This window comes from Actinokineospora fastidiosa, assembly GCF_014648415.1.
In the GTDB taxonomy this organism is placed as follows: domain Bacteria; phylum Actinomycetota; class Actinomycetes; order Mycobacteriales; family Pseudonocardiaceae; genus Actinokineospora; species Actinokineospora fastidiosa.
In genome coordinates, this window is sequence record NZ_BMRB01000002.1 from 721057 (window position 1) to 744768 (window position 23712).

21 protein-coding genes are annotated in these 23712 nt (G+C 72.9%); 10 read left to right on the forward strand and 11 right to left on the reverse strand.

The window, feature by feature from the left end; genetic code table 11:
• The first annotated feature begins 116 nt into the window (after positions 1-116).
• The 6 genes from IEY98_RS13215 (at position 117) to IEY98_RS13240 (ending at position 6002) form a co-directional block, all read left to right on the forward strand.
• On the forward strand, positions 117-869 hold the full coding sequence (locus IEY98_RS13215) for an ABC transporter ATP-binding protein (protein WP_189210717.1): 753 nt from the start codon (positions 117-119) through the stop codon (positions 867-869).
• An 8-nt stretch (positions 870-877) separates the two neighbouring features.
• On the forward strand, positions 878-1585 hold the full coding sequence (locus tag IEY98_RS13220) for an ABC transporter ATP-binding protein (protein ID WP_189210718.1): 708 nt from the start codon (positions 878-880) through the stop codon (positions 1583-1585).
• 647 nt (positions 1586-2232) lie between these two features.
• Positions 2233-3081 carry a branched-chain amino acid ABC transporter permease gene (locus tag IEY98_RS13225; protein WP_229786879.1) on the forward strand — a complete coding sequence of 283 codons (849 nt, stop codon included), beginning with the start codon at positions 2233-2235 and terminating at the stop codon, positions 3079-3081.
• Positions 3081-4058, forward strand: a complete 978-nt coding sequence (locus IEY98_RS13230; RefSeq protein WP_189210720.1) for a branched-chain amino acid ABC transporter permease — start codon at positions 3081-3083, stop codon at positions 4056-4058. The genes IEY98_RS13225 and IEY98_RS13230 overlap by 1 nt, the downstream gene beginning before the upstream one ends.
• Positions 4055-5353 carry an ABC transporter substrate-binding protein gene (locus tag IEY98_RS13235; protein WP_189210721.1) on the forward strand — a complete coding sequence of 433 codons (1299 nt, stop codon included), beginning with the start codon at positions 4055-4057 and terminating at the stop codon, positions 5351-5353. Before IEY98_RS13230 ends, IEY98_RS13235 begins: the two co-directional genes overlap by 4 nt.
• Before the next feature lie 67 nt (positions 5354-5420).
• Positions 5421-6002 carry a TetR/AcrR family transcriptional regulator gene (locus IEY98_RS13240; RefSeq protein ID WP_189210722.1) on the forward strand — a complete coding sequence of 194 codons (582 nt, stop codon included), beginning with the start codon at positions 5421-5423 and terminating at the stop codon, positions 6000-6002.
• A 1-nt stretch (position 6003) separates the two neighbouring features.
• Here IEY98_RS13240 and IEY98_RS13245 read toward each other — a convergent pair whose 3' ends face one another.
• From IEY98_RS13245 to IEY98_RS13255, 3 genes are all read right to left on the reverse strand, one after another.
• On the reverse strand, positions 6004-7251 hold the full coding sequence (locus IEY98_RS13245; protein WP_189210723.1) for a glycosyltransferase family 87 protein: 1248 nt from the start codon (positions 7249-7251) through the stop codon (positions 6004-6006).
• A gap of 101 nt (positions 7252-7352) precedes the next feature.
• Entirely contained in the window at positions 7353-7739 is a 387-nt protein-coding gene (locus IEY98_RS13250) for a hypothetical protein (protein WP_189210724.1), read from the reverse strand.
• A gap of 106 nt (positions 7740-7845) precedes the next feature.
• Positions 7846-9162, reverse strand: a complete 1317-nt coding sequence (locus tag IEY98_RS13255; protein WP_189210725.1) for a cytochrome P450 — start codon at positions 9160-9162, stop codon at positions 7846-7848.
• 574 nt (positions 9163-9736) lie between these two features.
• On the opposite strand from IEY98_RS13255, the gene IEY98_RS13260 reads away from it, so the two are divergent.
• Complete coding sequence (locus IEY98_RS13260; protein WP_189210726.1) at positions 9737-9997, forward strand: hypothetical protein; 261 nt, start codon at positions 9737-9739, stop codon at positions 9995-9997.
• A gap of 99 nt (positions 9998-10096) precedes the next feature.
• Positions 10097-11152 (forward strand): DNA cytosine methyltransferase, encoded by a 1056-nt coding sequence (locus IEY98_RS13265; RefSeq protein ID WP_189210727.1) that lies wholly within the window; start codon positions 10097-10099, stop codon positions 11150-11152.
• 340 nt (positions 11153-11492) lie between these two features.
• On the opposite strand, the gene IEY98_RS13270 is transcribed toward IEY98_RS13265, so the two are convergent.
• The 8 genes from IEY98_RS13270 to IEY98_RS13305 form a co-directional block, all read right to left on the reverse strand.
• Positions 11493-13490: a molybdopterin cofactor-binding domain-containing protein gene (locus IEY98_RS13270; protein WP_189210728.1), complete on the reverse strand. Its 1998-nt coding sequence runs from the start codon at positions 13488-13490 to the stop codon at positions 11493-11495.
• Entirely contained in the window at positions 13487-13948 is a 462-nt protein-coding gene (locus tag IEY98_RS13275) for a (2Fe-2S)-binding protein (protein WP_189210729.1), read from the reverse strand. The genes IEY98_RS13270 and IEY98_RS13275 overlap by 4 nt, the downstream gene beginning before the upstream one ends.
• Before the next feature lie 58 nt (positions 13949-14006).
• A complete protein-coding gene (locus IEY98_RS32560; protein WP_229786880.1) occupies positions 14007-16223 on the reverse strand; it encodes a serine/threonine-protein kinase in 2217 nt (738 codons plus the stop codon).
• 11 nt (positions 16224-16234) lie between these two features.
• Complete coding sequence (locus tag IEY98_RS13285; protein ID WP_189210730.1) at positions 16235-16936, reverse strand: DUF2306 domain-containing protein; 702 nt, start codon at positions 16934-16936, stop codon at positions 16235-16237.
• A gap of 99 nt (positions 16937-17035) precedes the next feature.
• Entirely contained in the window at positions 17036-19273 is a 2238-nt protein-coding gene (secD, locus tag IEY98_RS13290) for a protein translocase subunit SecD (protein WP_189210731.1), read from the reverse strand.
• Positions 19274-19324: 51 nt separating this feature from the next.
• Positions 19325-19690, reverse strand: coding sequence for a hypothetical protein (locus IEY98_RS13295; protein WP_189210732.1), 366 nt, complete (start codon positions 19688-19690; stop codon positions 19325-19327).
• 185 nt (positions 19691-19875) lie between these two features.
• Positions 19876-21225 carry a GGDEF domain-containing protein gene (locus IEY98_RS13300; RefSeq protein ID WP_189210733.1) on the reverse strand — a complete coding sequence of 450 codons (1350 nt, stop codon included), beginning with the start codon at positions 21223-21225 and terminating at the stop codon, positions 19876-19878.
• A gap of 107 nt (positions 21226-21332) precedes the next feature.
• Positions 21333-22553, reverse strand: a complete 1221-nt coding sequence (locus IEY98_RS13305) for an MFS transporter (RefSeq protein ID WP_189210734.1) — start codon at positions 22551-22553, stop codon at positions 21333-21335.
• A gap of 140 nt (positions 22554-22693) precedes the next feature.
• On the opposite strand from IEY98_RS13305, the gene IEY98_RS13310 reads away from it, so the two are divergent.
• Both IEY98_RS13310 and IEY98_RS13315 read left to right on the forward strand, forming a co-directional pair.
• A complete protein-coding gene (locus tag IEY98_RS13310) occupies positions 22694-23110 on the forward strand; it encodes a helix-turn-helix domain-containing protein (protein WP_189210735.1) in 417 nt (138 codons plus the stop codon).
• Complete coding sequence (locus IEY98_RS13315) at positions 23103-23708, forward strand: ImmA/IrrE family metallo-endopeptidase (protein WP_189210736.1); 606 nt, start codon at positions 23103-23105, stop codon at positions 23706-23708. Before IEY98_RS13310 ends, IEY98_RS13315 begins: the two co-directional genes overlap by 8 nt.
• Positions 23709-23712 lie beyond the last annotated feature (4 nt).

Consider the following 23712-nt stretch of genomic DNA (forward strand, 5'->3'; position numbering starts at 1 on the left):
CCTGTCACGCAACCGATCCGGTCGAACGCGGTTCTTGACAGCCGATCCGGGCGCACCCATCATTGCCCGGCATACCGGCCAGCCGGTATCGCTCATCTCATATTCTGGGAGCCCGTATGTCGATACTGGAGGCCCGGGGAGTCACGGTGCGGTTCGGCGGCCTCACGGCCCTGTCGGACGTCTCGGTCACCGTCGAACCGGGCACCGTGCACGGGATCATCGGTCCCAACGGCGCGGGCAAGACCACGTTGTTCAACGTCATCTGCGGATTCACCCGCCCCACCGAGGGCTCCCTGCTCGTGCGCGGCGAGCCCCTGCGCAACCACAAGCCGCACCACCTCGCGCGGCTGGGCATCGCGCGCACGTTGCAGGGCCTCGGACTCTTCGAGCACTCGACTGTCCTGGACAACGTCCTCGTCGGCGCCGACCGCCACGCCCGCACAGGTGCCCTCGGCGCCCTGTTCGGCCGGGGCGCCCGCGAGGAGACTGCGCTGCGCGAGCGGGCGGTGGAGGTGCTGACGACGCTCGGCGTGGAGAAATGGGCGAACGCATTGCCCGGCGCGCTGCCGTACGGGCTGCGCAAGCGCGTCGCGCTGGCGAGGGCACTGGTGTCGGAGCCGGACCTGCTGATGCTGGACGAGCCGGCGGCCGGACTGTCCGAATCGGAGCGCACCGAGCTGGTCGACCTGATCGGCGGCCTGCGCGAGTCGATGGCCGTGGTGCTGGTCGAGCACCACATGGACCTGGTGATGACGGTGTGCGACCGGATCACGGTGCTGAACTTCGGCCGCGTCATCGCGTCCGGCCCGCCCGCGGCCGTCCAGGCCGACCCCGACGTAGCCGAGGCCTACCTCGGCGCCGCCCCCTAGGAGCCCCAGTGCTGGACATCGACGACCTGGTCACGACCTACGGCCCGGTGCGGGCCCTGGACGGACTCAGCCTGTGGACCCAGGACGCGAGCATCACCGCCGTCCTCGGCCCCAACGGCGCGGGCAAGACCACCCTGCTCCGCACGATCAGCGGCCTGGCGAAACCGACCTCCGGCCGCGTCCGCTTCGACGACACCGACATCACCGGCTGGTCCCCCGACCGCATCGTCCGCATGGGCCTCGCCCACGTCCCGGAGAACGGCGGCGTGATCACCGAACTGACCGTCGCCGAGAACCTCCGCCTCGGCGGCCTGTGGCGGCGCGACAAGGCCGGGGTCTCGGCGAGCATGACCCAGGTCCTGGAGCTGTTCCCCCCACTGGTGACCCGCCTGAAGTCCCAGGCGAGCACCCTGTCGGGCGGCGAACGCCAGATGCTGGCCATCGGCAGGGCCCTGATGAGCAAACCCCGCATGCTCCTCCTGGACGAGCCGTCACTCGGCCTAGCCCCCGGCGTGACCTTGCAGATCATGCGCGTACTGGAGGAACTGCGCGACTGGGACGAACTCACAGTGCTGTTGGTGGAACAGAACGCCCGAAGCGCTCTGTCCATTGCGGACAGAGGCTATGTCCTGTCACTGGGACGGGTGGTGGCGGTAGAGGAAGCCGAGGGCCTACTAGCCGACGACCGCCTACGCCACGCCTACCTGGGGATGTAGAAGATGACAACACCAACACCAACAGCACGATTCCCTTATGGATCCGTTGAAGCAGCGCAACCACCCACCCGACGCAACACGCCCCACCTGCACTGTCCGATGGGGTGGACCCGCATTCGTGGGGAGCGAAGCGGTGCTACCCTCGCTCGGGCGTGGACGGCTCCGCCGCTCCGCCCTTTGTTCACGCCCGCGCCGCTTCGCTTAGGGGCCCCGCGAATGCGGGTCCACCCCATCGGACCAAAAAAGCAACTCGCGAACCACCCAACCGACCGGCAGCCGCCGACGACAGCCTCGCTCCGACCTGCGGCAGCGCCCCCGCCGTCCGGTGCCGGTCGCGCAGCGCGAGAGCAGCGGACAGCCCATGCGCGACGCGATTTGACACTTGATGTCCGATGGGGTGAATCCGCTTCTGCGGGGCCCCTAAGCGAAGCGGCGCGGCGCGGATTAGGGGCGGAGCGGCGAAGCCGTCCGCGCCGAGAAAGGGTAGCACCGCTTCGCTCCCCACAGAAGCGGATCCACCCCATCGGACAGTCGCGTCAGGCGCGTTGCGTCGGGTGGGTGGTTGCGCTGCGTTCCCCATGGTCAGCGGTTGTGGCTCCTGCGCCTTGTCGCGCTTCCCTCGCCTCCGGTGTTGCCGGAGGTGGGCTGTGGATCTGACTACGCTTCTCCTCAGTGGGCTTGCGCTCGGGGCGATCTACGCCGCTCTCGGGCTGTCCCTCGTCATCATCTTCCGGGCCACCCAGATGGTGAACTTCGCCCAGCCCGCGCTGGCTCTCGTCTGTGCCTACCTCGCCTTCGCCGTCAACCGGGCTACCGGCGGCTACTGGCTCGGGTTCATCGTCGCCATCGTCGCGGGAGGGGTGCTCGGGGCCCTCACCGAGCGGCTGCTTATCCGGCCGCTCAAGGATCGAGGGCCGTTGTCGCCGGTTATCGTGACGCTGGGGTTGTTGCTTGTCCTGCAAGCGGTCGCCGGGATGATCTGGACCGCTGAGCCGCAGTCGTTCCCCTACGCGTTCGACTTCCGGGGGGCCTTCTCGCCCGCCTCGCTCTTCGCCGTGGTCGTTGTGCTGGTGACGGCGGGGGCGATCCTGCTGCTCTTCAAGTTCACCACCATCGGGCTGCGGATGCGGGCCGCCGCCTTCCGGCCGGAGGTTGCCGCCCTTGTCGGGGTGCGGGTGGGGCGGATGCTCACCATCGGGTGGACCTTGGCCGCTGCGGTCGGGGCGCTGGCGGGGTTGTTGGCGGCACCGCCCTTCATCCATCCGACCGTGATGGACACCGTCTTCGTGTACGCGCTCACCGCCGCTGTCATCGGAGGGTTGGACAACGCCATCGGAACCGTCATCGGCGGGTTCCTGCTCGGCATCGTCCTCTCGCTGGTCTCCGGCTACCTCGGCGCCGAGCTGGTCACGTTGGCCGCGCTGGCGATCCTGGTCGTGGTGCTGTCCGTTCGTCCCGACGGCCTGTTCGGCCAGCGCGTCGCCAGGAGGGTCTGATGCTGCGCCACCTGCTCCTCGCGCTGGCCGCGCTCGCGGCGATCGTCGCGCTCACGTTCCTGGTCGACCCGTTCACCAACATCCGCATCGCCACGGTCGGCTACCTGCTGCTGGCCGTCGCGGGCCTGACCGTCCTCACCGGACTCACCGGGCAGATCTCCCTCGGCCACGGCGCGTTCCTGTTCATCGGCGCGTACACCGTCGCCCTGCTGGTCGTCTACGTCCCGTCGCTGCCGTTCTGGGTCGACCTGCTCGCCGCCGCGGCGGCGGCCGGGCTGGCCGGGGTGCTCACCGGCGCGGCCGCGGCCCGGCTGCACGGCCCCTATCTCGCTGGCGCGACGCTCGCCCTGGCCGTCGGGCTGCCCGCCATCACCCAGCGCTTCCCCGACTTCCTCGGCGGCAGCAACGGCCTGGGCTTCACCGTCAACAGCAAACCCGCGGGCATCGACATCCCCAGCACGCAGTGGCAGGCCTGGATCGTCTGGCTGACCGTCCTGGCCGCGCTCGTCCTGCTCGCCAACCTCACCCGGGGACGCGTCGGGCGCAGGCTGCGCGCCGTGCGCGACGACGAGGTGGCCGCGGGCCTCGCGGGCATCCACGTCGGCCGCACGAAGATCACCGCCTTCCTGGTCAGCGCGGTCTGCGGCGGGCTCGCGGGCGGGCTGCAGGCGTTCCTGCTCGGCACCGCGGCCCCCGGCTCGTTCACCCCCGCGCTGTCGCTCGGCCTGCTCGCGGCCATGGTGCTCGGCGGCGTCGGCAGCCTCTGGGGCGCGCTGTGGGGCGCGGTCGCCCTGGTCGCGCTGCAGGCGGGCACCGAGGAACTGGCGCACGCGCTGGAGTTGGGCACCGACGTGGCCAACAACCTCCCCCTAGCGGCCTACGGCGTCGTGCTCATCGCCGTCGTCATGGCCTTCCCGCAAGGGATCCACGGACTGGTGCGGCGGATGCGGCCGGTCAAACCCGAAGGAGCGGCATGAGATCGAAGGCACTTGTCCTGGCCGCCGTGCTCACGCTCAGCGCGTGCGGGGGCGCGGGCGAGACACCGGCGACCGGCGGCGGCGGATCGGGCGACCCCGCGCCCGGCGTCACCGACGACACCGTCCTGATCGGCACCCACCAGCCGCTGACCGGGCCTGCCGCGCCCGGCTACAGCACCATCTCGGCGGGCGCCAAGGCGATGTACAGCCACATCAACGACAACGGCGGCATCCACGGCCGCAAGATCGAGTACCGGGTCGAGGACGACGGCTACAACCCCACCCGCACCGTCGAGGTGGTCAAGAAGCTGGTCCTGCAGGACGAGGTGTTCGCCATCGTCGGCGGCCTCGGCACCCCGACGCACTCCAAGGTCGTCGACTTCCTCAACACCGAGGGCGTGCCCGACCTGCTGGTCGCCTCCGGCGCGCTGATGTGGGACGACCCCGCCAAGAGCCGGATGACCTTCGGCTTCCAGGTCGACTACACCCGCGAGGGCAAGATCCTCGGCGACTACATCGCCAAGACCTTCCCCGATGCCAAGGTCGGCGTGTTCCACCAGAACGACGACGTGGGCCGCGACGGCATGGCGGGCCTGGAGAAGCACGTCACCATCACCTCCGCCCAGGGCTACGACCCGGCCAACACCGACGTGCTCCCGCAGATCACCGCGCTGAAGCAGGCGGGAGCCGACGTCGTGGTGTGCGAGTGCGTGCCCGCGTTCACCGCGCTGGCCATCCTCACCTCGGCCCGCATCGGCTACAAGCCGAAGTTCGTCGTCTCCAGCATCGGCGCCGACCCGCGCACCCTGACCGGGCTGCTGTCGGAGTTCGGCAAGCGCGCGGGCGCGGAGGTCTCCGCCCCGCAGCTGCTGACCGGCCTGATCGGCGCGGGCTACCTGCCCGACGTCAACCTCACCAGCGACCCGTGGACCGCGCTGTTCCGGGAGGTCCACCAGAAGTACATCCCGGACGTCCCGCTGACCAACACCGTCGTCTACGGCATGGCGCAGGCCTACACCTTCGCCCAAGCGCTCAAAGAGGCGGGCCGCGACCTGACCAGGGAGGGCATCATCAAGGTCATGGAGTCCGGTGTGCTCACCGGCCCCGGCCTGACCCCGTTCGCGTTCTCCCCCGAGTCGCACTCCGGCTACACCGGCGCCTACGTGTTCACCATCAACGCCGACGGCAACACGACCGTGGTGCAGGAGCCCGTCGTCACCGACCGCGGCGACGGCCCGATCGAGCCCGCGCCGACCGGGCGCAAGACGCCGAGCGACATCGGCCTCGTCGGCTGACCTTCCCGGCCGGGGCCGCCGGGATAGATTTGACGCGACCGGCGACCCCGGCAGGAAAGGCGGACCGATGCAGGTGGACACCCCCGTCCGGGAACGGGTCATGCGCGCGGCGATCTCGCTGTTCGCCGCGAAGGGCTTCGGCGCGACCTCCATCCGGGAGATCGCCGACGCGGCCGGGGTCACCAAGGGCGGGGTGTACCACTACTTCGAGTCCAAAGACGACCTGCTGTTCGAGGTCTACACCCGGATGCTGCGGATGCAGACCTCCCGCATGCGCACCATGGCCGACGACGACAGCCTGCCGCTGCCGCAGCGCCTGCACGCCATCGTCGCCGACGTCGTGGAGACCAGCATCGCCAACCTGGAGGAGGCGGTCGTGTTCTTCCAGTCGGTGCACCTGCTCGCCGCCGACCGCCAGGACCAGGTGCGCGCCGAGCGCCGCGCCTATCAGGACCGGGTGCGCGACCTGGTCGCCGAGGGACAGGCGACCGGCGTGTTCCGCACGGACGTGCCCGCCGACCTGATCGTCAACTACCACCTCGGCGCGATCCACCGCCTGGGCTCGTGGTACCGGGCGGACGGCCCGCTGACCGCCGAGCAGGTCGGCACCCACTTCGCCGACCTGATGCTGGCCAGCCTGCGGCCCTGACTCAGGCGAACTCGGGAGCGCGCGCCATCTCGCGGTCGGTCCTGGGCTTGCGGTCGCGGACCTTCCACATGGTCACCCCGAGCGCGATCAGCGCCAGCAGCACGTACGAGTCGCCGATGATGTGCTCGTACCACTTCCAGGCGAGCTCGGTGTCGCTGCCGCGCGGCAGGTGCAGGTGCGGGCCGATGAGGAACACCACGAGATAACCCAGCCCCAGCACGACCGACAGGCGCTGGTGCACCGCGTGGAAGGCGAACACCAGCAGCGCCGGGACGATGAACACCCAGTGGTGCGACCACGCCGTCGGCGAGATCAGCAGCGCCAGCGCCGCGTTGACCACCAGCGCGGTCGGCGCGTCGAGCCGGACCATCAGCAGGACCGCCACGAACACCGTCACCCCGACCAGGGCGATCCAGCCGACGGTCTGCGCGGTCTCCGGGATCACCAGCCGCTTCAGCGCGGCCAGGATCGTCTGGTTGGTGCCGTACGGGGTGCCGCTCACACCGTCGGTCGGGCCCGCGCCGGAGAGCCAGTACGCGACCGAGTCCTTCCAGGCGAACAGGAACCCGAGCGCGACGAACACCGCGCCGCTGAGCACCGTCGTCAGCGCCGCCCGGTAGTCGCGGCGCAGCAGGAAGAACAGGATGAACGCGGCCGGGGTCAGCTTCAGCGCGAACGCGATGCCGACCAGCAGACCCCTCGGCCAGCGCGGCCGCCGGGCCAGGCAGTCGACGGCGACCAGCGCCATCAGCCAGAGGTTGATCTGCCCGAAGGTCAGCGTCTCGCGCACCGGCTCCAGGACCAGGGCGACCGGCAGCACCAGCGCGGTGACGCCGACCACCTCCCAGGTGGTCGCCCTCGGCCAGCAGCGGCTGATCACGACGTAGGCCGTGGCCGCGAGCGCCAGCACCGACAGCCCGGTCATCAGCGCCTTCGCCGCGCTGAGCGGCACCAGCGCCAGCGGCGCGATGATCAGCAGCGACGGCGGCGGATACAGGTAGGGCAGGGCCACGCCGACCGAGGTCTTCGGCATCGGGCCGTACGGGTCGGAGCCCGCGCGCCAGGCGTCCACGCCGAACCGGTAGACCTGCAGGTCGATCAGCTCGTGACCGGCCAGGATCCGCCAGAGCACCACGCCGGACACCGCGGCCAGCGCGGCGAGGACGACGAGCCGCACGGTGACCGAGGCGTCCGCCCACCGGTCCCGCGCCGCCCGAGTGCCTGAACGGAACAGTGTCGATACCCCCACCGGGAGACCCATCCTGTCGGGTGGCCTGTAGGCCACGGCCTTGCCCCCACCGCCCCGCGCCGGACCGTCCGTCCCGCCCGCCGCGATCGGGTGAATGCTACCTAGTCCACCGGCACCGATCTGGGCAGGGGCATGACCAGGGAACACACCTGGGACAGCTGCGTCGGGAACTGCGCGGTGACGGCCTTCCACGCCGCCCGCAGCGACACGTCCTCGGCCAGCACGATGAGCGGGCCGCGGCCCCAGTGGGTCGCCACGACCGTGCCCACGCGGTCGGCCTCGCCGGGCGCCGGGGCGCCGCCGGGAAGGAACTCGATGGTCAGCGACGCGTTGGTGCCCGTCACGTCGTCGGCCACACCGACCATCGCCGCGTGGTACGCGCGCTGCGAGTTGCGCACGGTCACGTCCATCGGCAACGCGCACTCCGGGTAGGCCGAGTTGTAGGCGGCGACGGTGGCGAAACGTCGCGGCAGGTCGTCAATGGCCATCAGCTGCTCCCGAGGTGCGTTCGAACACCGCCGAACGATACCGGCAGGCCAGGACGCGGTTGACCGACTCCGTCCACGGTGGTCCGAATGCGCGCGCCGGGTCGGCTCAATGGGTGAGGACCGGCAGCGCGTCCACGCCGTACACGATCGACTTCTGCCGGAACGGCAGGCTGTCGAAGTCGCCAGCCAGGCGCAGCTTCGGAAAGCGGCGGACCAGGGCGGGGTATGCCGCGCGCAGCTCCATGCGGGCCAACTCGGCGCCGATGCAGCGGTGCGCGCCGTGTCCGAAGGCCAGGTGCGAGGTGGGCTTGCGGGTGCGGTCGAAGCCCGGGTCGGACACCAGCGCGGGGTCGCGGTTGGCGGCGTTGAGGCTGACCACGACGACATCGCCCTTGCCGATGGCGGTGTCGGCCACCGTGACGTCCTCCCGGGCGAAGCGCGGGAAGGCGACCTGCACGACGGCCAGGTACCGCAGCAGCTCGTCGACGAACGGCGACACAGCGGCGTCGTCGTCGTGGACCATGGCGAAGGACTCGGGGTCGCGCAGCAGGACGATCGCGCCGAGGGCGAGCATGCTGGCCGTGGTCTCGAAACCGCCGGTCAGGACGCCGTCGGCCAGGCCTGCGAGCTCGTCGTCGGTGAGGTCGTCGCCGTGCTCGCGGATGAGGGAGCCGAGCAGGCCGTCCCCGGGCTCGCGGCGCTGCTTGCGCACGACCTCGGTCAGGTACTCCAGGGACTCCGAGATCGCCCCGAGGGACGCGGTGGCGCCGCTGAACAGGTCGAACCGCGCCACGCTGAGCCGCTGGAAGTCGCCGCGGTCGGCGTAGGGCACGCCCAGCAGCTCGCAGATGGTCAGCGACGGGATGGGCAGCGCGAACTCCGTCACCAGGTCGACGGGGCCGTCGACCTTGGCCATGTTGTCCAGGCACTCGGTGACGATCTCGTCGATGCGCGGGGTGAGCCGCGCCAGCCTGCGCATGGTGAACTCCGGCGTCAGGAGCTTGCGCAGCCGGGTGTGCACGGGCGGGTCGGCGAAGCCGAGGCCGCCGGGGTTGGTCGTCTCCAGGTCGCCGAGGGCGCCCGCGAGGTGCACGAAGTCGTTGCTGAAGGCGCGGGTGTCGGAGAGCACCTGCTTGGCGGCCTCGTACTCGGTGACCAGCCAGAGGTTCACCCCGAACGGCACCGGCAGCTTCGTCACCGGCGCGGCGATCCGCATCGCCTCCGCCTCGGCGACCGGCTCCAGCCCGGTGCGGGCGAGCGGCATCATGGCCGAGTCCGGCAGCAGCCGGGAGAGGTCCAGACCCTTGCCCTTGCGGGTCACGCGCGCCAGATAACGCCGGATCAGCCACGCCTTGAGACGCGTGGCGACCCCGCGAGCCTGCGCGGTCCTCTGAGCGCTGGCCTTGCGCAGTGCCGTGTTCATCGCGACCCCCCGGCCGACCCCCCGCCCGTAGAGCTCGCGCGGGTGCGGGGCGTCCCGACGCGGTGTGGGTTCCAAGATTGCACGGCCAGCCTAGGCGACATCACCCTCGCCGCGCACTGGGGTGGACCCGACTCACAACCCGGGTAACGGACGCGAGTCCAGTTGTCTCTGTGCGTCGCAGAAGGACTCCGGAGAGCAGCGGCCGGGAGGTCCGGGCGGCCACCCGGCGAGAGGTTCGCCGGACGCTGATGGCACCGCCACACCCACGCCTGCCCCGCTGCCCGGCCCGCCACAGCGCCCGGGGTGGCGGGGGCGGGCTTTGAGACAGAGAGGGGCAGGCGGGCGACTCCTAGGGAGGAAATGCGCAGCCTTTCCGCGACGAAGAATGCCTGCCTCCTGCCTCCCGAGCTGCGAGCCTGGCGCCGCTGCCGATGGCACCACTGCTGGCGGCGACGCTGCTGACGGTGGAACTCCGGGCGGCGGCTCCCGGCGGCGGCACTCCTGGCGGCCGGACCTCCGGGCGGCCGAACTCCGGGCGCTGGCACTCCGGGCGGCGGAACTCCTGGCAGCGGCGGTGCTGGCGCTGGCGCTGGCGGCGGAACTCCGGGCGGCGGAACTCCTGGCGGCGGCGCTGCTGGCGGCGGCGCTGCTGGCGGCGCTGGCGGCGGCGCTGGCGGCGGCGCGGCGTTGGTGGCGGTGGCGCTGGTGGCGGCGGCGCTGCTGTTCCGGTTGGCCGGTGCATTCCCTTCTTAAGCGTTCTTGTTCTTCGGGAACCTTCGCCCTCTCCTGCTGGCCGCCCACTCTTTCTCCTGTCTCCAGTTCGCCCATTATCTAGATAAGAAATAGTGAGTAGGATAACATCGGCTCTCCCGTCGTGGCGCGGTGGGGGTGGAGGGGTGATCGGCTAGCGTTTGGGCTTGTGGGTGGGCTGCGGATGATCGATTTGTTCGCCGGGTGCGGCGGGATGACCCGGGGGTTCGTCGAAGCCGGGTTCGAGCCCGTGCTCGCGGTCGAGCACGATCGGGCCGCTGCGGCTACCTACGCGGTCAACTTCGGGGGCGCGCACGTCCTGCCCGTCGATATCGCCCGGCTTGCGGCGGGGGATATCCCGCGGGCCGACGTCATCATCGGGGGGCCGCCGTGCCAGGGGTTCTCCAACCTCGGGTCACGGTCGGTGGATGATCCGCGCAACCAGCTGTGGCGGGAGTACCTGCGGGTCGTGGAGCACGCGCGGCCGAAGGTGTTCGTGATCGAGAACGTCGACCGGTTTCTGAGCGCGCCGGAGTTCGCGCTGTTGCGGGCGCACACCTCCGGCTACGAACTCACCACCGGACACCTGATCGCCGCCGACTTCGGGGTGCCGCAGCGGCGCAAGCGGGCGTTCGTCATCGGATCGCGGATCGGGGCGATACCGCTGCCCTCGCCCACCCACGACCGAGCGGCGTGGCACGGGACCGAGACCGTCCTCAGAGGACTTCCCGAGCAGCCTGCCACCACCCGGCTGCCGGACTCCCGGATCGACTTCGACGGACGTCCCGTGCCGGGGGTCTTCAAGAGCGCCGACCTGCACCTCGGCCGGACGCCGACGCCCCTGTCGCTGGAGCGCTACCGCCACATCCCGCCCGGCGGCGGCCGGTTCGACCTGCCCGACGACCTCCTCCCCCGCTGCTGGCGCGAGAAGCGCACCGGCACCACCGACGTCATGGGCCGCATGCGCTGGGACCACCCGTCGCTGACCATCCGCACCGAGTTCTACAAGCCGGAGAAGGGCCAGTACCTCCATCCCGAGCACCACCGCCCGATCACCCACCAGGAAGCCGCCCGCCTGCAAACCTTCCCCGACGACTTCGGCTGGTGCGGCACCAAGATCGAGATCGCCCGCCAGATCGGCAACGCCGTACCCCCGCTGCTCGCCGCCGCCGTCGCCCACCACCTGCGCGCGCACCTGACCAACACCGCACCACCCACCCCACCCTGCCCCCTCTGCTAGCCGCCCGACCCGACACCGCGCCAGCCTCCCGCCCGCCATCCGCACCCCTGGTGAACCGCCCGGTCGGCCGGTGGAGGAGGCCTGCCTGCCCACCTCCACCGAACGGAAGACGGGCGCGGTGTGGGTTGGGCCGATCCACCAGTGGGTGGGGTTGACCTGGTGCCGGACCGGCCTGCCTTGCGGCTGAGGGCTGACCTGCTACCGGACCGGCCTGCCCGCGCGTGAGCGCTGACCCGCTGCCGGATTGATCTGCCTGCGGCCGGGGCTGACCTGGTGCCTGCCCCGCCCGCCAGTAGGCGTGGTGACGGTCGGTCCGCCAGTGCGGGCGGCCTTCCCGCTGCTACCCCACCGGCCGGTTCACCGGCATGCCGGTTACCGGCTCTCCCCTCGCCATCGACCACGCCGTCGCCAGCGCCGCCGCGGCGGGTGGGTACGCCAGTTCGCCCAGGCCGCCGATGGGGGCGCCCGAGTCGACGGCCAGCACCTCGATGTCCGGGGCCTGGTCGATGCGCGCCCACGCGTAGTCCCGAAACGACGACTCCACCACCGCGCCGTCACGCACCGTGACCTGGGCGCCGAAGACCGTCGACACCGCGTCGAGCACGCAGCCCTCCACCTGGGCGCGCAGGCCGGACGGGTGCAGGGTCGTGCCGACGTCGACCGCGGCGACCACCCGCGTCGGGGTGCCCGTCCGGTCGGCCTCGACGACGATCGCGCACGCCGAGCCGTAGTCCAGGGCGCACGCCGCCGCCCTGACCCGGCCCCGTCGGGGCCGCAGCCGCTCGCCCGCCGCGGCCAGGACCGGCCGGAGCCGGGACTCGCCGAGCAGCCGCAGCCGGAAGTCGACCTGGTCGGCCCGCGCGCGCCGGGCCAGCTCCCCCAGGAAGCACTCCTCCGCGTAGACGAACTGCCCGGCGTACACCGCCCGCCAGAAGCCGGTGCGCAGCGGGGCGGGGAGCAGGGCGATCCGCACGTCGCCGGGGACGGTGTACGGGAACTGGTCGCCGATCAGGCGGACGAGGTCCGGCGGCATGGCCGGGAAGATGCTGAGCGGCCACGTCGCCACGTCGTGCGCGCGCCGGACCGGCAGGCCGCTGCCGTCGACCTCGGCCGAGAGCCGGTGCACCGACATCGGCCGGTACGAGTCGTGGCGCGTGTCGTCATCACGGGTCCACACGACCTGCACGGGCTTGCCGACCGCGCGCGAGCAGACGACGGCCTCCATGACGAAGTCGGTCTCGAAGCGGCGGCCGAACGCCCCGCCCGACAGGGTCGGCTCGACCCGCACGGCGGCGCGGTCCACGCCGAGGAAGGCGGCGACCCGGTCGCGGTGGCCGCCGGGGTCCTGGGTCGGCATCCAGAGCGTCGCGCCGTCCGGGCGCACGTGCGCGGTCGCGTTCATCGGCTCCATCGGCGCGTGCGCGAGCAGCGGCAGGCGGTAGGTCGCGGTGTGGGCAAAAGGCTCAGGGGCGGGGACGGCGGCGGCGAGCTGGTCGAGCCAGGCGCGGCTGTCGGCGTTCGGTGTCCCGCCGGTCCACGTCGCCCGCAGCGCGGCCCGCCCGCGCAGCGCCGCCGCCGTGCTGGTCGCGATGACGGCCACCCCGCCCTGCACGCCGGTCGCCGGGTCCAGCCGCACCACGGCCTCGACGCCGGTCACCGCGCTGTCGTCCACTGTGTCCAGTCGTGCGCCGATCCACGGCGGGCGCAGCACGGCGGCGACGCGGCGGTCGGGCACGCGGACGTCGATGCCGTACCGCGCGCGCCCGGTGACGATGTCCCGCGCGTCGATCCGCCCGCCCCGGCCGCCGAGCACTCGCCAGCGCGGGCGCGGGATCAGGGTGACCTCGATCGTGGCGGGATCGATAGCGGCGGCGTCGTCGACCAGGTCGGCGTAGCGCAGGCGGCCGTGACGACGGTGGTGCACGGCACCGTCACGGGCGTGGCAGGTCTCCACCGGCACACCCCAGCGGCGCGCGGCCGCGGCCACGAGCAGGCAGCGCGCGGTGGCCGCGGCGGTGCGCACGGGCACGGTCATCTGCTGCACCGACCGCGATCCGCCGATCGACTGCGGCCCGTACCGCTGCGTGTCCCCGGGGGCCTGGACGAACCGCAGGTCGGCGACGTCGACGGCCAGTTCCTCCGCGGCCAGCATCGCCGCGACGGTGCGGACGCCCTGGCCGGTCTCCGGGCGCGGGAGCGTCAGCGTGATGCCGCCCGCGGAATCCAGGCGCAGCAGGACGTTCGGCTCCCACTCCCCCGCCGCGAGCGCGGGCAGCGGCACGCTGACGGCCAGCACGCCGACCCCGGCGCCGACGAGGAACCCGCGCCGCCCGATCACGCGACACCGCCCCTGGCGATCCGCGCGGCACGGCGCACGGCGGCGCGGATGCGCGGATAGGTGCCGCAGCGGCAGACGTTGTCGCGCAACGCCCGGTCGATAGCGGCGTCGTCGGGGTCGGGGTCCTCGGCGAGCAGCGCGACCGCGGCCATGATCTGGCCGGGCTGGCAGTATCCGCACTGGGCGACGTCGAGGTCGACCCACGCGCGCTGCACCGGATGGTCGCCGCCCAGTCCCTCGATGGTGGTGACATCGGAGTCGGCGCACTCCTCCACCGTCCGCACGCACGGCCGCGCGGCCTGACCGTCCACAAGGGACGTACACGCGCCGCACGCGCCGACGCCGCAGCCGTATTTGACGCCGGTGAGCCCGAGATCGTCGCGCAGCGCCCAGAGCAGGGGCGTGTCACCCGGCACGTCGAGCGCGCTGTCCCTGCCGTTGACCCGCAACCGGTACATGGGTAGTCCCCCCGTCGCCGTCCGTGATCCCCATAGTGCCCACGGCGACGGCCGAAAGCTAGCTCTCGTCGAACGCGGATCGTCCGTACCAGGCCAGCGCCGCGCGGAGTTCGGCGAGTTCCCGCTCCCGACGGCGCGGCTGCTTCTCGTGCGCGATGGGGTAGACGCGGTATCCGCCGTGGTGGTCGGGCTTGCCGGGCAGCGCCGACGGGTCCCTGGGCCACACGACCAGCCACGGCCGGTTCTTGTCGCCGACGATGCGCACCCGGGCGACCTTCGGCCACTTCACCGTCGTCACGGTCGCGCCCCGCCGCCACGACAGCCCGGCCGCGCCCACCTCGACCCGCCGCCGCGGTCCCACCGCCTGCCCGGCCCGCCGCACGGCCACCAACGCGAGCAACACCGCGACGGCGAGCACGAGCAACCCGACCCCCGGCCGCCCGTTCCGCCCTGCCTCCGCCCCGGCGGCCGCCAACAACCCGGCCCCGCCGAACCCGACAACCGCGGCGACCACCCGCGGCCCGCGGGCGGTGACGAACACGGCCTGCCCCCGGTCACCCCGCCCCCGCGCCTGCTCGACCAACCGCCCCACGCGATCAGCGACCTTCACCTCCGGCTGCGGGGCGCGGATCTTCGACAGCGCCCACCACCGCTTGAAGACCCCTGGCTCCTGAACCCCGACCGCGCCTGCCGGTTGCCCGGCGAACCCGCCCGATAGGGCCGCACCGTGTCGATCCGCCTGCTGCCCTGCGGAGCCGCCTGATAGGGCCGCACCGTGACGATCCGCCCGCTGCCCTGCGAACCCACCCGATGAGGCCTCGACGGGACGATCCGCCTGCTGCCTGCCGGAAACCACACCCATCGGGCCGCGGGTCGACCGGTCCTCGGTCGTTGCCGGGCGGTCGCCCAGCAGCCCGCCGATCACCTGCCACAGCCGTCCGGCGCCGGAGGCGGCAGCCGCCTGCTTCGGCTGGCCTTCCGGGTGTGCGGCCCGCCCAACTCCTGCGGGTCCGTGGGAAGGATGCGGTGCCTGCCAAGCCTGCGAACCTGTTCCAGCACGATCATCCGGCAACCCCGCCTGTGAGTTCGGCTCCGCACCACCCTGTTGCCGGGAGCCGTCGGCGAAAGCGGCCGCCCACGGCTGTCCCACCTGCGGACTCGGACCCGCGCCAACCTGGTGCCGGAAGGCACCAGCGGGAGCGGCCGCCGATGGCTGTCCCGCCTGCGGAGTCGCCTCCGCTTGCCGGGAATTGTCAGGCACCAAGGGCTGGCCCGCCTTCGCCATCAGCCTGCGCAGCAGGCCCGGGCCCGGCGGGGCCTGCGGCAGGCCGCCCGGTGGGGCGGCGGGCTCGCCGCGTTCCAGCCACCAGCGGGCGCGGGGGCTCAGGTCGTCGTGGGGCAGCGTCCTCGTCGGCGGGTGGGCCGCGATGATCGCGGTTCGGCGTTCCTCGACCAGGGTGCGGACGTTCGCGGGCAGCCACTCCCCCGTCACCCGACCGCGCAGGGCTGTGACGAGGTCGGGGGCCGTCGGGCGGTTGCGGGGCTTGCGGTCCAGGCAGCTGCTGATCAACTCCCGCACGTCATGGGGGACGTCCCGCAGGTCCGGGCGGGTGTGCACGGCCCGGTACAGGAGGGCGGCCGTGTCGCCGTCGCCGAAGGGGTGGCGGCCGGACGCGGCGAAGGCGACCACCGCGCCGAAGGCGAAGACGTCCGACGGCGGGCCGACCTCGCGCCCCTCGATCTGCTCCGGCGACAGGTATCCCGGCGTCCCGACGACCATCCCGGTGTGCGTGAGGCCGGAGCCCTCCAGCGCCTTCGAGATCCCGAAGTCGATCACCCGGGGACCGTCGGCGGCCAGCAGGACGTTGGACGGCTTCAGGTCGCGGTGCACCAGGCCCGCGGCGTGGATGGCGCACAGCGCCTCGGCGAGACCGGCCGCCAGGCCGCGCACCGCGTCCGGGGGCAGGGCGCCGGTCGAGCGGACGGCCTCGTGCAGGTCGAGGCCGGGGATGTACTCGGTGGCCAGCCAGGGCCGCGCGGCGTCGGGGTCGGCGTCGACCACGGCCGCGGTCCAGAAGCCGCCCACGGCCCTGGCCATGGCGATCTCCCTGCGGAAACGCTCGCGGAAGCGCGGGTCGTCGGCCAGTTCCGGGCGCACGACCTTGACCGCGACCAGCCGCCCGCCCGGCGACCGCGCGAGGTGCACCGTGCCCATCGCGCCGCCGCCGAGTCGTCCGACGATCCGGTACGCGCCTACCGCGTCGAGTTCCGCCATCCCCCGCGAGGTTACCGAGCCCGCACCCGCTTGCGCTGCAACCACAGCTCGACGGCCAGCAGCGGCACCACCCAGCCCAACCAGTTGGTGATCCCCGCCACCGAGTACAGCAGCGCGATCTCGCTCCCGCCGAACATCGTGTCCAGGTGCGGCGTGAGGACGATCGAGGCCACCGGGCCCCAGATGCGGTTGGTGATGGTGGACAGGGTGAGCGTGTAGCTGCGGATCATCCAGACCCGGTGCTCGGCGAACGAGCGCCGCCGCGCCTTGACGTACCCGGTGATCGTCGAGCCGAACCAGATGCTCGCCAGCAGCACCAGGCTGACCCGCCCAACCGGACCGAAGGGCGACATCGCGCCGACGATCAGCCCCGCCGTCGCCGACGGCAGCACGCCCGCGAACACGTAGACCCGCCCCAGCACGCGGTGCGCGGCGCGGTACCGCTTGCGGAACCACGGCCACACCTGGCAGAAGCCGGACACCATCGCCACCGCGCCGAACCCGATGTGCGCCAGCAGCGCCGGGTAGTAGATCGAGCTGCCCTCCGGCACCGGCACCCGCGACAGCGCCGGGTCGAGCCCGAGGTACGGCGGGATGGAGTACACGAGGAAGGCGATGACCACCGCGCCCATCGGGATGATCCACGGCCTGCGCCACCACGCCCGCCCCGGTCGCACCGGCGGCTGCGTGCGCGGCTCGGCGACTGCTGTCATATGTCCCCCTCAGTCGATCTCGGCTCTCCCGCAGAACGTTAGGAGGCGGGAGAGCCGAGATCGATCAGGAGGACACCAGGGTCGGGGGTAGGGCCAGCCCTACACCACCGCGCCGTCCGTGCGGTCGCCCGCGCGCGGGCGCTCCTTGACGGGCTGCTTGACCGGCGGCGGGAACCTGCGGTCGAGCATGATCGCCGCCGGGCCCGCGGTGACCACCGTGGACGCCGTGCCCGCGATGAGGCCCAGCAGCAGCGCCAGCGCGAAGTCCGACAGCGACCCGTCGCCGAGGAACAGCAGCGCGCCGAGGACGAACAGCACACCGATACCGGTGTTGACGGTGCGCGGCAGCGTCTGCAGGACCGCGCGGCCCACCACGTCGGCGAACGGCGTCTTGCGGTTCTGCCCGCGCAGCTCGCGCACCCGGTCGAAGACGACGACGGAGTCGTTGACCGAGTAGCCGATCACGGTCAGCAGCGCGGCCAGGAACACCCCGTCGAACGGCTTGCCCAGCCAGGCGAACGCGCCCACGACGATCAGCACGTCCTGGGCGAGGGCGATCACGGTGGCCAGGCCGAGCCGCCAGTTGAACCGGATGGCCAGGTAGATCAGCTGGGCGAGCACCGCGAGGCCGAGGGCGATGAGCGCCTTCGTGCGCAGCTCGTCGCCCAGGCTCGGGCCGATCTGCTCGTCGCGCAGCTGCTCCGCCCCGCCCGCCGCCTCGGCGACGGCGGCCTTGACGCGGTCGGCCTCGGCCTGGTCGATCGGCTCGGTGCGCACCGACACGGTGTTGTCGCCGGACTCCTGCACCACCGCGCGCGTGAACCCGGCCTCGGCGACCTCGGCGCGCACGCGGTCGACGTCGACCGGCCCGGGCGTCGTGTACTCCAGGACCCGGCCGCCGGTGAACTCCAGCCCGAGGGTGGGTCCGACGGCGACCAGGCCGACCAGCGCGATCAGCATCGCCGCGCCCGCGCCGAGGAGCCAGCGGGCGGGCTTGCGGAGGAAACCGGCGTCGCGCTGGTCGACCCACTCGCGGACGCGGCCGCGGTGGGCGAGGCCGGTCAGCTTCCCCATGCGCTCGCGCAGGCCGAGCATGAACAGCACGCGGGCCAGGATCAGCGTGGAGAACAGGGCCGCGAGGACACCGATGGTGAGCGTGACGCCGAAGCCGCGGACGGGACCGGACGCCAGGCCGAACAGCAGCGCGGCGGCCAGCAGCGTGGTGACGTTGGAGTCGATGATCGCCGACCACGCGCCGGAGTAGCCGCGATCGATGGCGCGTTGCGGTATGGCCCCGCGTTCCTCGCGCGCTCTCTCGAAGACCAGCACCGTCGCGTCGACCGCCATGCCGATGGCCAGCACGAAACCGGCGAGGCCGGGCAGGGTGAGCGTGGCGCCGATGGCGATCAGCGCGCCGTAGGCGACGGCGGCGTAGCCGATCAGGGCGATGACCGCGAGCAGTCCGGCGAACCGGTAGACGAAGATCAGGAACAGCGCGGTCAGCGCCAGGCCGATGACGGCGGCGCGGGCGCTGGCGTCGATGGCCTCTGCGCCGAGGGTGGGGCCGACGGTCCGCTGCTCGATGATCTCCACCGGCACCGGCAGCGCGCCGCCGTTGATCAGCAGCGACAGGTCCTTGGCCTCGGCGGCGCTGAACTGGCCGGTGATGCGCGTGTTGTTGCCGATCATGCCGATCTCGCACTGCACGCTCGGGTCGACCTGCGGCGAGGAGATGACGTCGCCGTCGAGGACGATCGCGACGCGCCTGCCGGGGTCGCCCGGCGGCGAGCACGCGGCCTTGCCGGTGAGTTCCTCCCACTGGCGCGCCGCCGTCGCCGAGAAGTCGATGTTGACCTGGTAGCCGACGCCCTGCGGGTCGGGGCTGGACGACGCGCTCTCCACGCCCTCGCCGGTGAACGCGGCGGGGGCGAGCGGGATCTGGTTGCCGTCCTCGTCCGGCGTCGGCGTGCCGTCGGGGGTGATCGAGTGGAACGTGAGCTGGGCGGTGCGGCCGATGACCTCGACGGCCTCGCGGGGGTCCTGCAGGCCGGGCAGCTCGATGATGATCCGGTTCTCGCCGGACCGGGCGATCAGCGGCTCGGCGACGCCGAGCGCGTCGACGCGGCGGCGCAGCACCTCCAGCGCGCGGTCGGTCGCCGCGGCGTCGGCGACGGTGGTCGGGGAGTCCTTGGTCTCCAGGGTGATCTGCGTGCCGCCGCGCAGGTCGAGGCCGAGCCGAGGGGCGGTGGTGATGAGCAGGTACACGGAGGCGGCGAGGACGACGAGGGACACCAGCGCCCGCCCGACCAGTCCGCGCCGCGCAGGGTTGCGCGCCACTTCTTTCCTCTCCAGAGGGGGAATCGCCCGCGCACGGCGGGCTTTCGTCGGTTATGGAGTGGAAAGCGGCGGCGGCCCGCGCTGGTCGGGCGGATCGGCGGGGACGGACACGCCGTCCTCCGCGCGGGTGTCGGGGACGGCGACCACGATGACGTCGGCCCGCCGCGGCGGCCCGGAGTCGACCACCGCGGACGGCGGGTCGACCGGGTCGAGCTGCGGCGGCGAGGCGACCGGGTGCCGCACGGGCACGACCCGCGAGGGCGCGACGGCGTCGACGTCGTGGGCCTCGGCGAGGATCGTCCCGGCCGCGCGGCCAGCGCCCGCGCCGACGACGATGGCGAACGCGCCGAACAGCGGCAGCAGCCCGGCGAGCAGGCCCGCCGTCCACCGCCGCGGCCACGCCGCCGCCCATGTCATGGGCGTCACTCTACCGACGCGTCCAGCCGCCACTCCCCCGCACCGGAACCGCCCGGCGGGCACCGTCCTGGCCAGCCGCTTCCGCCGAGCCTTGGCACCATCCGGGCAGCGGCCCGCGGTGGTGAGGGCGGCGCACGGCTCGGCGATGCCAGCCCCAGGGCGCACTCGAAGGCTCCTCGGGATCGCTAGGCGGGTTCGGTTCTGGCCAGGCGGTTCTGGGTCGGGAGGCGGGGGCGTCCGGCCAGCTCGACGCGGTCGCGGCCCGCCCACTTCGCCGCGCGGAGGGCCTGGTCGGCGACGTCCTGCAGGTCGGCGAGGGTGACGCCGTGGTCGGGGGCCACCGCGACGCCGATGGAGATCGTGCACGGGGGTAGCCCGCCGCGGCCCAGGCGGACGGAGCGGCCGCCCGCCGGGGTGCTGATCTCGGTGTCCAGCTCGCGCACGGCGACCCGGATGCGTTCGGCGATGTCGACCGCCTCCCGGGCGGTCGTGCCGGGCAGCACCACGGCCAGTTCCTCCCCGCCCCACCGCGAGACGATGTCGCCGCGGCGGACGCAGGCGCGCAGCCGTTCGGCGACCGCGCGCAGCACCTGGTCGCCGCCGAAGTGGCCCAGCCGGGTGTTCCAGTCCTTGAAGTGGTCGATGTCGAGCATCAGCACCGACGTCGGGTGCCCGCCCGAGCGGTCGACCTCCAGCGCGGTGCCCGCCACCAGCTCGAACCCGCGCCGGTTCGGCAGCGTGGTCAGCGAGTCGGTCAGCGCGTCGACGGTCAGCTGTTCCCGCTCGGCCTCGAGCGCGGCGATCTTCCCGACGTTCAGCGTCTCGCGCACGGCCACCGCCAGCACGCCCACCAGGCACGCCGGGGCGACCACGGCGATCACCGCGGCGGCCGCAGCCAGCAGCAGGGTGTGCACGATCAGCCAGTTGTCGCCCGGGGTGCCGAGCAGGGTCACCAGCCGCCAGTCGCGGAACCGCACGCCCCGGTACACCGCGATCGGCACCGCCTGGGCCATGAAGTACACCGCGATCGCCAGCACCAGGACCAGCGCCGTGCGGATGCCGGTGGCGTCGTCCACCCCGAACAGGTGCCGCACGAGCCCGACCCCGTGCACCGACAGCAGGACCGTCGCCGACGAGGCGATCCACAGCGCGGGCGGGCGGCGGGCGATGCGGTAGCGCACCGCGCGCACCACCACGACCAGCGGGACCACCAGGGTCACCGGCAGCACCAGCGCCGCGCCGCAGAACCAGATGCTCGACTGGTCGACGAACTCGACCGCGCCGCGCTGCAGCCGCCTGCCCCTGCGCCGCTCCTCCGCCAGACGGGTCAACGCGACGTGGACCAGGGCGCAGCCGGTGAAGAGTGCGAACAGCGCCCAGTCGCGCCTGGATGGCCCAGGGGAGAACAACAATCCGGCAACGGTCGCCGCCGCCCCCGCCACGTCGATGGCCAGGATGGCCAGCACGCCGGGCAGGCCGAACGACCAGAGCGCCCAGGTGCGCGGGGACGCCGCCGATTTCGCCGAAGTGATCATCCGTGTCACGCTGGCCGTGGTCGAATCGGGGCCGCGTCCGGCGGGGCGCCCTCGGCGGGAAGGGAGGAACTGCCATGTGCGGCGACCGCGACTTGTGATCCGGTCGGTCATACCGACACCCCCAGGCGTCCGGCCCGGTCGGGCGGGCGCCGATGCCAGGCCGCCGCGCCCACGAGCGCGGCGGCCGTTCCCGCCACGCCGACCGCCCCGATCGCGCCGGCCGGGGTGAGCACGTCGGCCAGCACGCCGCCGACGACGACTCCGAGGCCCTGACCGGCGCGCAGCCCGGTGCGCACCCAGCCCACCGTGCGCCCGGCGGCCTCGTCGGGCACCAGTTCCAGCACCGCGGCGCGCACGGCCGGGATGTGCGCCGCGCCGACGCCGGACAGCACGAGCAGCACGGCCGCGGTCCACGGGCCGGGGTTCACGAGGAACCCCGCGAGCGGGAGCACGCTCAGCACCACGAGCGGTCCGATCAGCGCGCGGCGGGTGGCGTCGTCGCGGCGGTCGAGCACCAGCGAGGCCAGCAGGAAGCCGACGACGTCGGCGGCCAGCAGCGGGCCGACCACCCAGTCCGGGGCGCCCATCGCGACCACCAGCGGCACCATCACCGCGTCGGGCAGGATCGCCAGCGTGCCGACGAGGACCAGGGCGTTGAGCACCCGCAGCCGCCGGTCGTCCCAGAGCAGGCGCAGCCCCGTCCCGCGCACGCGGTCGGGCCCGCGCGCGGGCGCGGGGAGCGCGGGCACGTACGCCAGGACGAGCACCGCCACCAGGGCGAACGACCCGGCGTTGATCAGGAACGCGGCGTTGACGCCGACCAGGCCGACCACGACCGCCGCCAGGCCGAGCCCGGCGAGCTGGCCTGCCTCGCGCACCATCGACATGCGCGCCTGCCCGCGCCCGTGGACCTCGGCGGGCAGCACCGCGCGCACCGTCACCGCCTGCGCGGCCCGGAACGGCGCGCCCGCGGCGGCGATGCCCGCGATCGCGGCGACGATCAGCGCGACCGGCGCGGACGGGATGGCCAGCACGGCCGAGAGCAGGGCCTGGACCAGCGCGGCGACGGCCATCACCCGGCGGCGCGGGTAGCGGTCGGCCAGCGGGACCAGCAGCGGGCCCGCGACCAGGTCGGGCAGCAGGGTGGCGGCGTACGTCAGCGCGGCGGCGGCCGCCGACCCGGTGGCGTCGAAGACCAGCACGGCCACCGCGACGCGGGCGAGCTGGTCGCCGAGGGTGGACACCCCCTCGCCGACGGCCAGCGCCCGGAAGACCGCGCCCGACGTCTGCCCCACCTCCCCCACGAGATGCCCCCAGTCGACCGCCATGACGCTACCGATTAACTGATATGGCGGCTATCTTCCCGGCTGAGGCTATGACAGTTTTGCGGCACGGTCCGGTCGTCGGTGGGGTTCCACCCGATCAGATCAAGACCGACACCGAGGGTGAGCGAGAGAGTGAACCGAGCGTGACTGAGACCGGCGGCGGCCCGACGCTGGCGGCGAAGCTGAACACCCTGTTCGCCTCGATCAGGCCGGACGCGGAACGGCAGTACACGAACAAGGAGGTCGCCTGCGCCGTCGGCTGCACCCCGGTGATGATCGGCTACCTCAGATCGGGCCAGCGCGACAACCCCAGCATCAACCTGCTGCGCAGCCTGGAGGCCTTCTTCGGGGTGCCGCACGGCTACCTCTACCTCGACGACCCGGGGCTGACGCGCCGCGTCGACGACCAGTTGGCCATGCTTGACCGCATGATGGCGACCGGTGTGATGCGGATAGCGCAGCGCGCGTCGATGGTGTCGGCCGAGGGGCTGGCCGCGGTGACCAAGATGCTCGACGCGGTCATCGAGCTCGAGCGCGCCCGCGGGGAGCGCGATGGCTGAGCGTCCGGTCTCGCTGCGCCGCGCGCGGCGCCGGGTCTCCGACGCCGTCGACTCCGTGATCGCGGGCATCCCGGCCGAGCCGGGGGCGCCGTTCGACATCGCCGACTTCTGCGCCCGGCTGGCCGAGCTGCGCGGGCGTCCGATCGAGCTGCTGGCCATGGGCCCGCTGCTGGGCGGGCGTCCGGTCCCGATGACCGGCCTGCTGGTCGCCCTGCCGAACGCCGACTACCTGTTCTACGACGACAGCACGTCCCCGTCGTTCCGCGAGAACGCGATCATGCACGAGCTGGGCCACCTCGTGCTGGGCCACAGCGCGGGCGGCTCCCCGCTCGACGACGACGTCGACCTGATGGCCACCCTGCTGCCCGACCTCGACCCGGGAATGGTGCGCCGCATGCTCTCGACCGCGCTGGGCAGGCGCGGCTACACCGACCGCCAGGAGGTGGAGGCGGAGATGTTCGCGTCACTGCTGTGGCGCCGCCGCGGCGTCGACGGCCACACCCTCATCCGCCCGACGGTCCGCCTGGCCCCCGAGGACGAACGCGTGGTCGACCGGCTGGCCCAGGTCCTCGGCGCCACCGACCCGGAGGACCGATGACCCC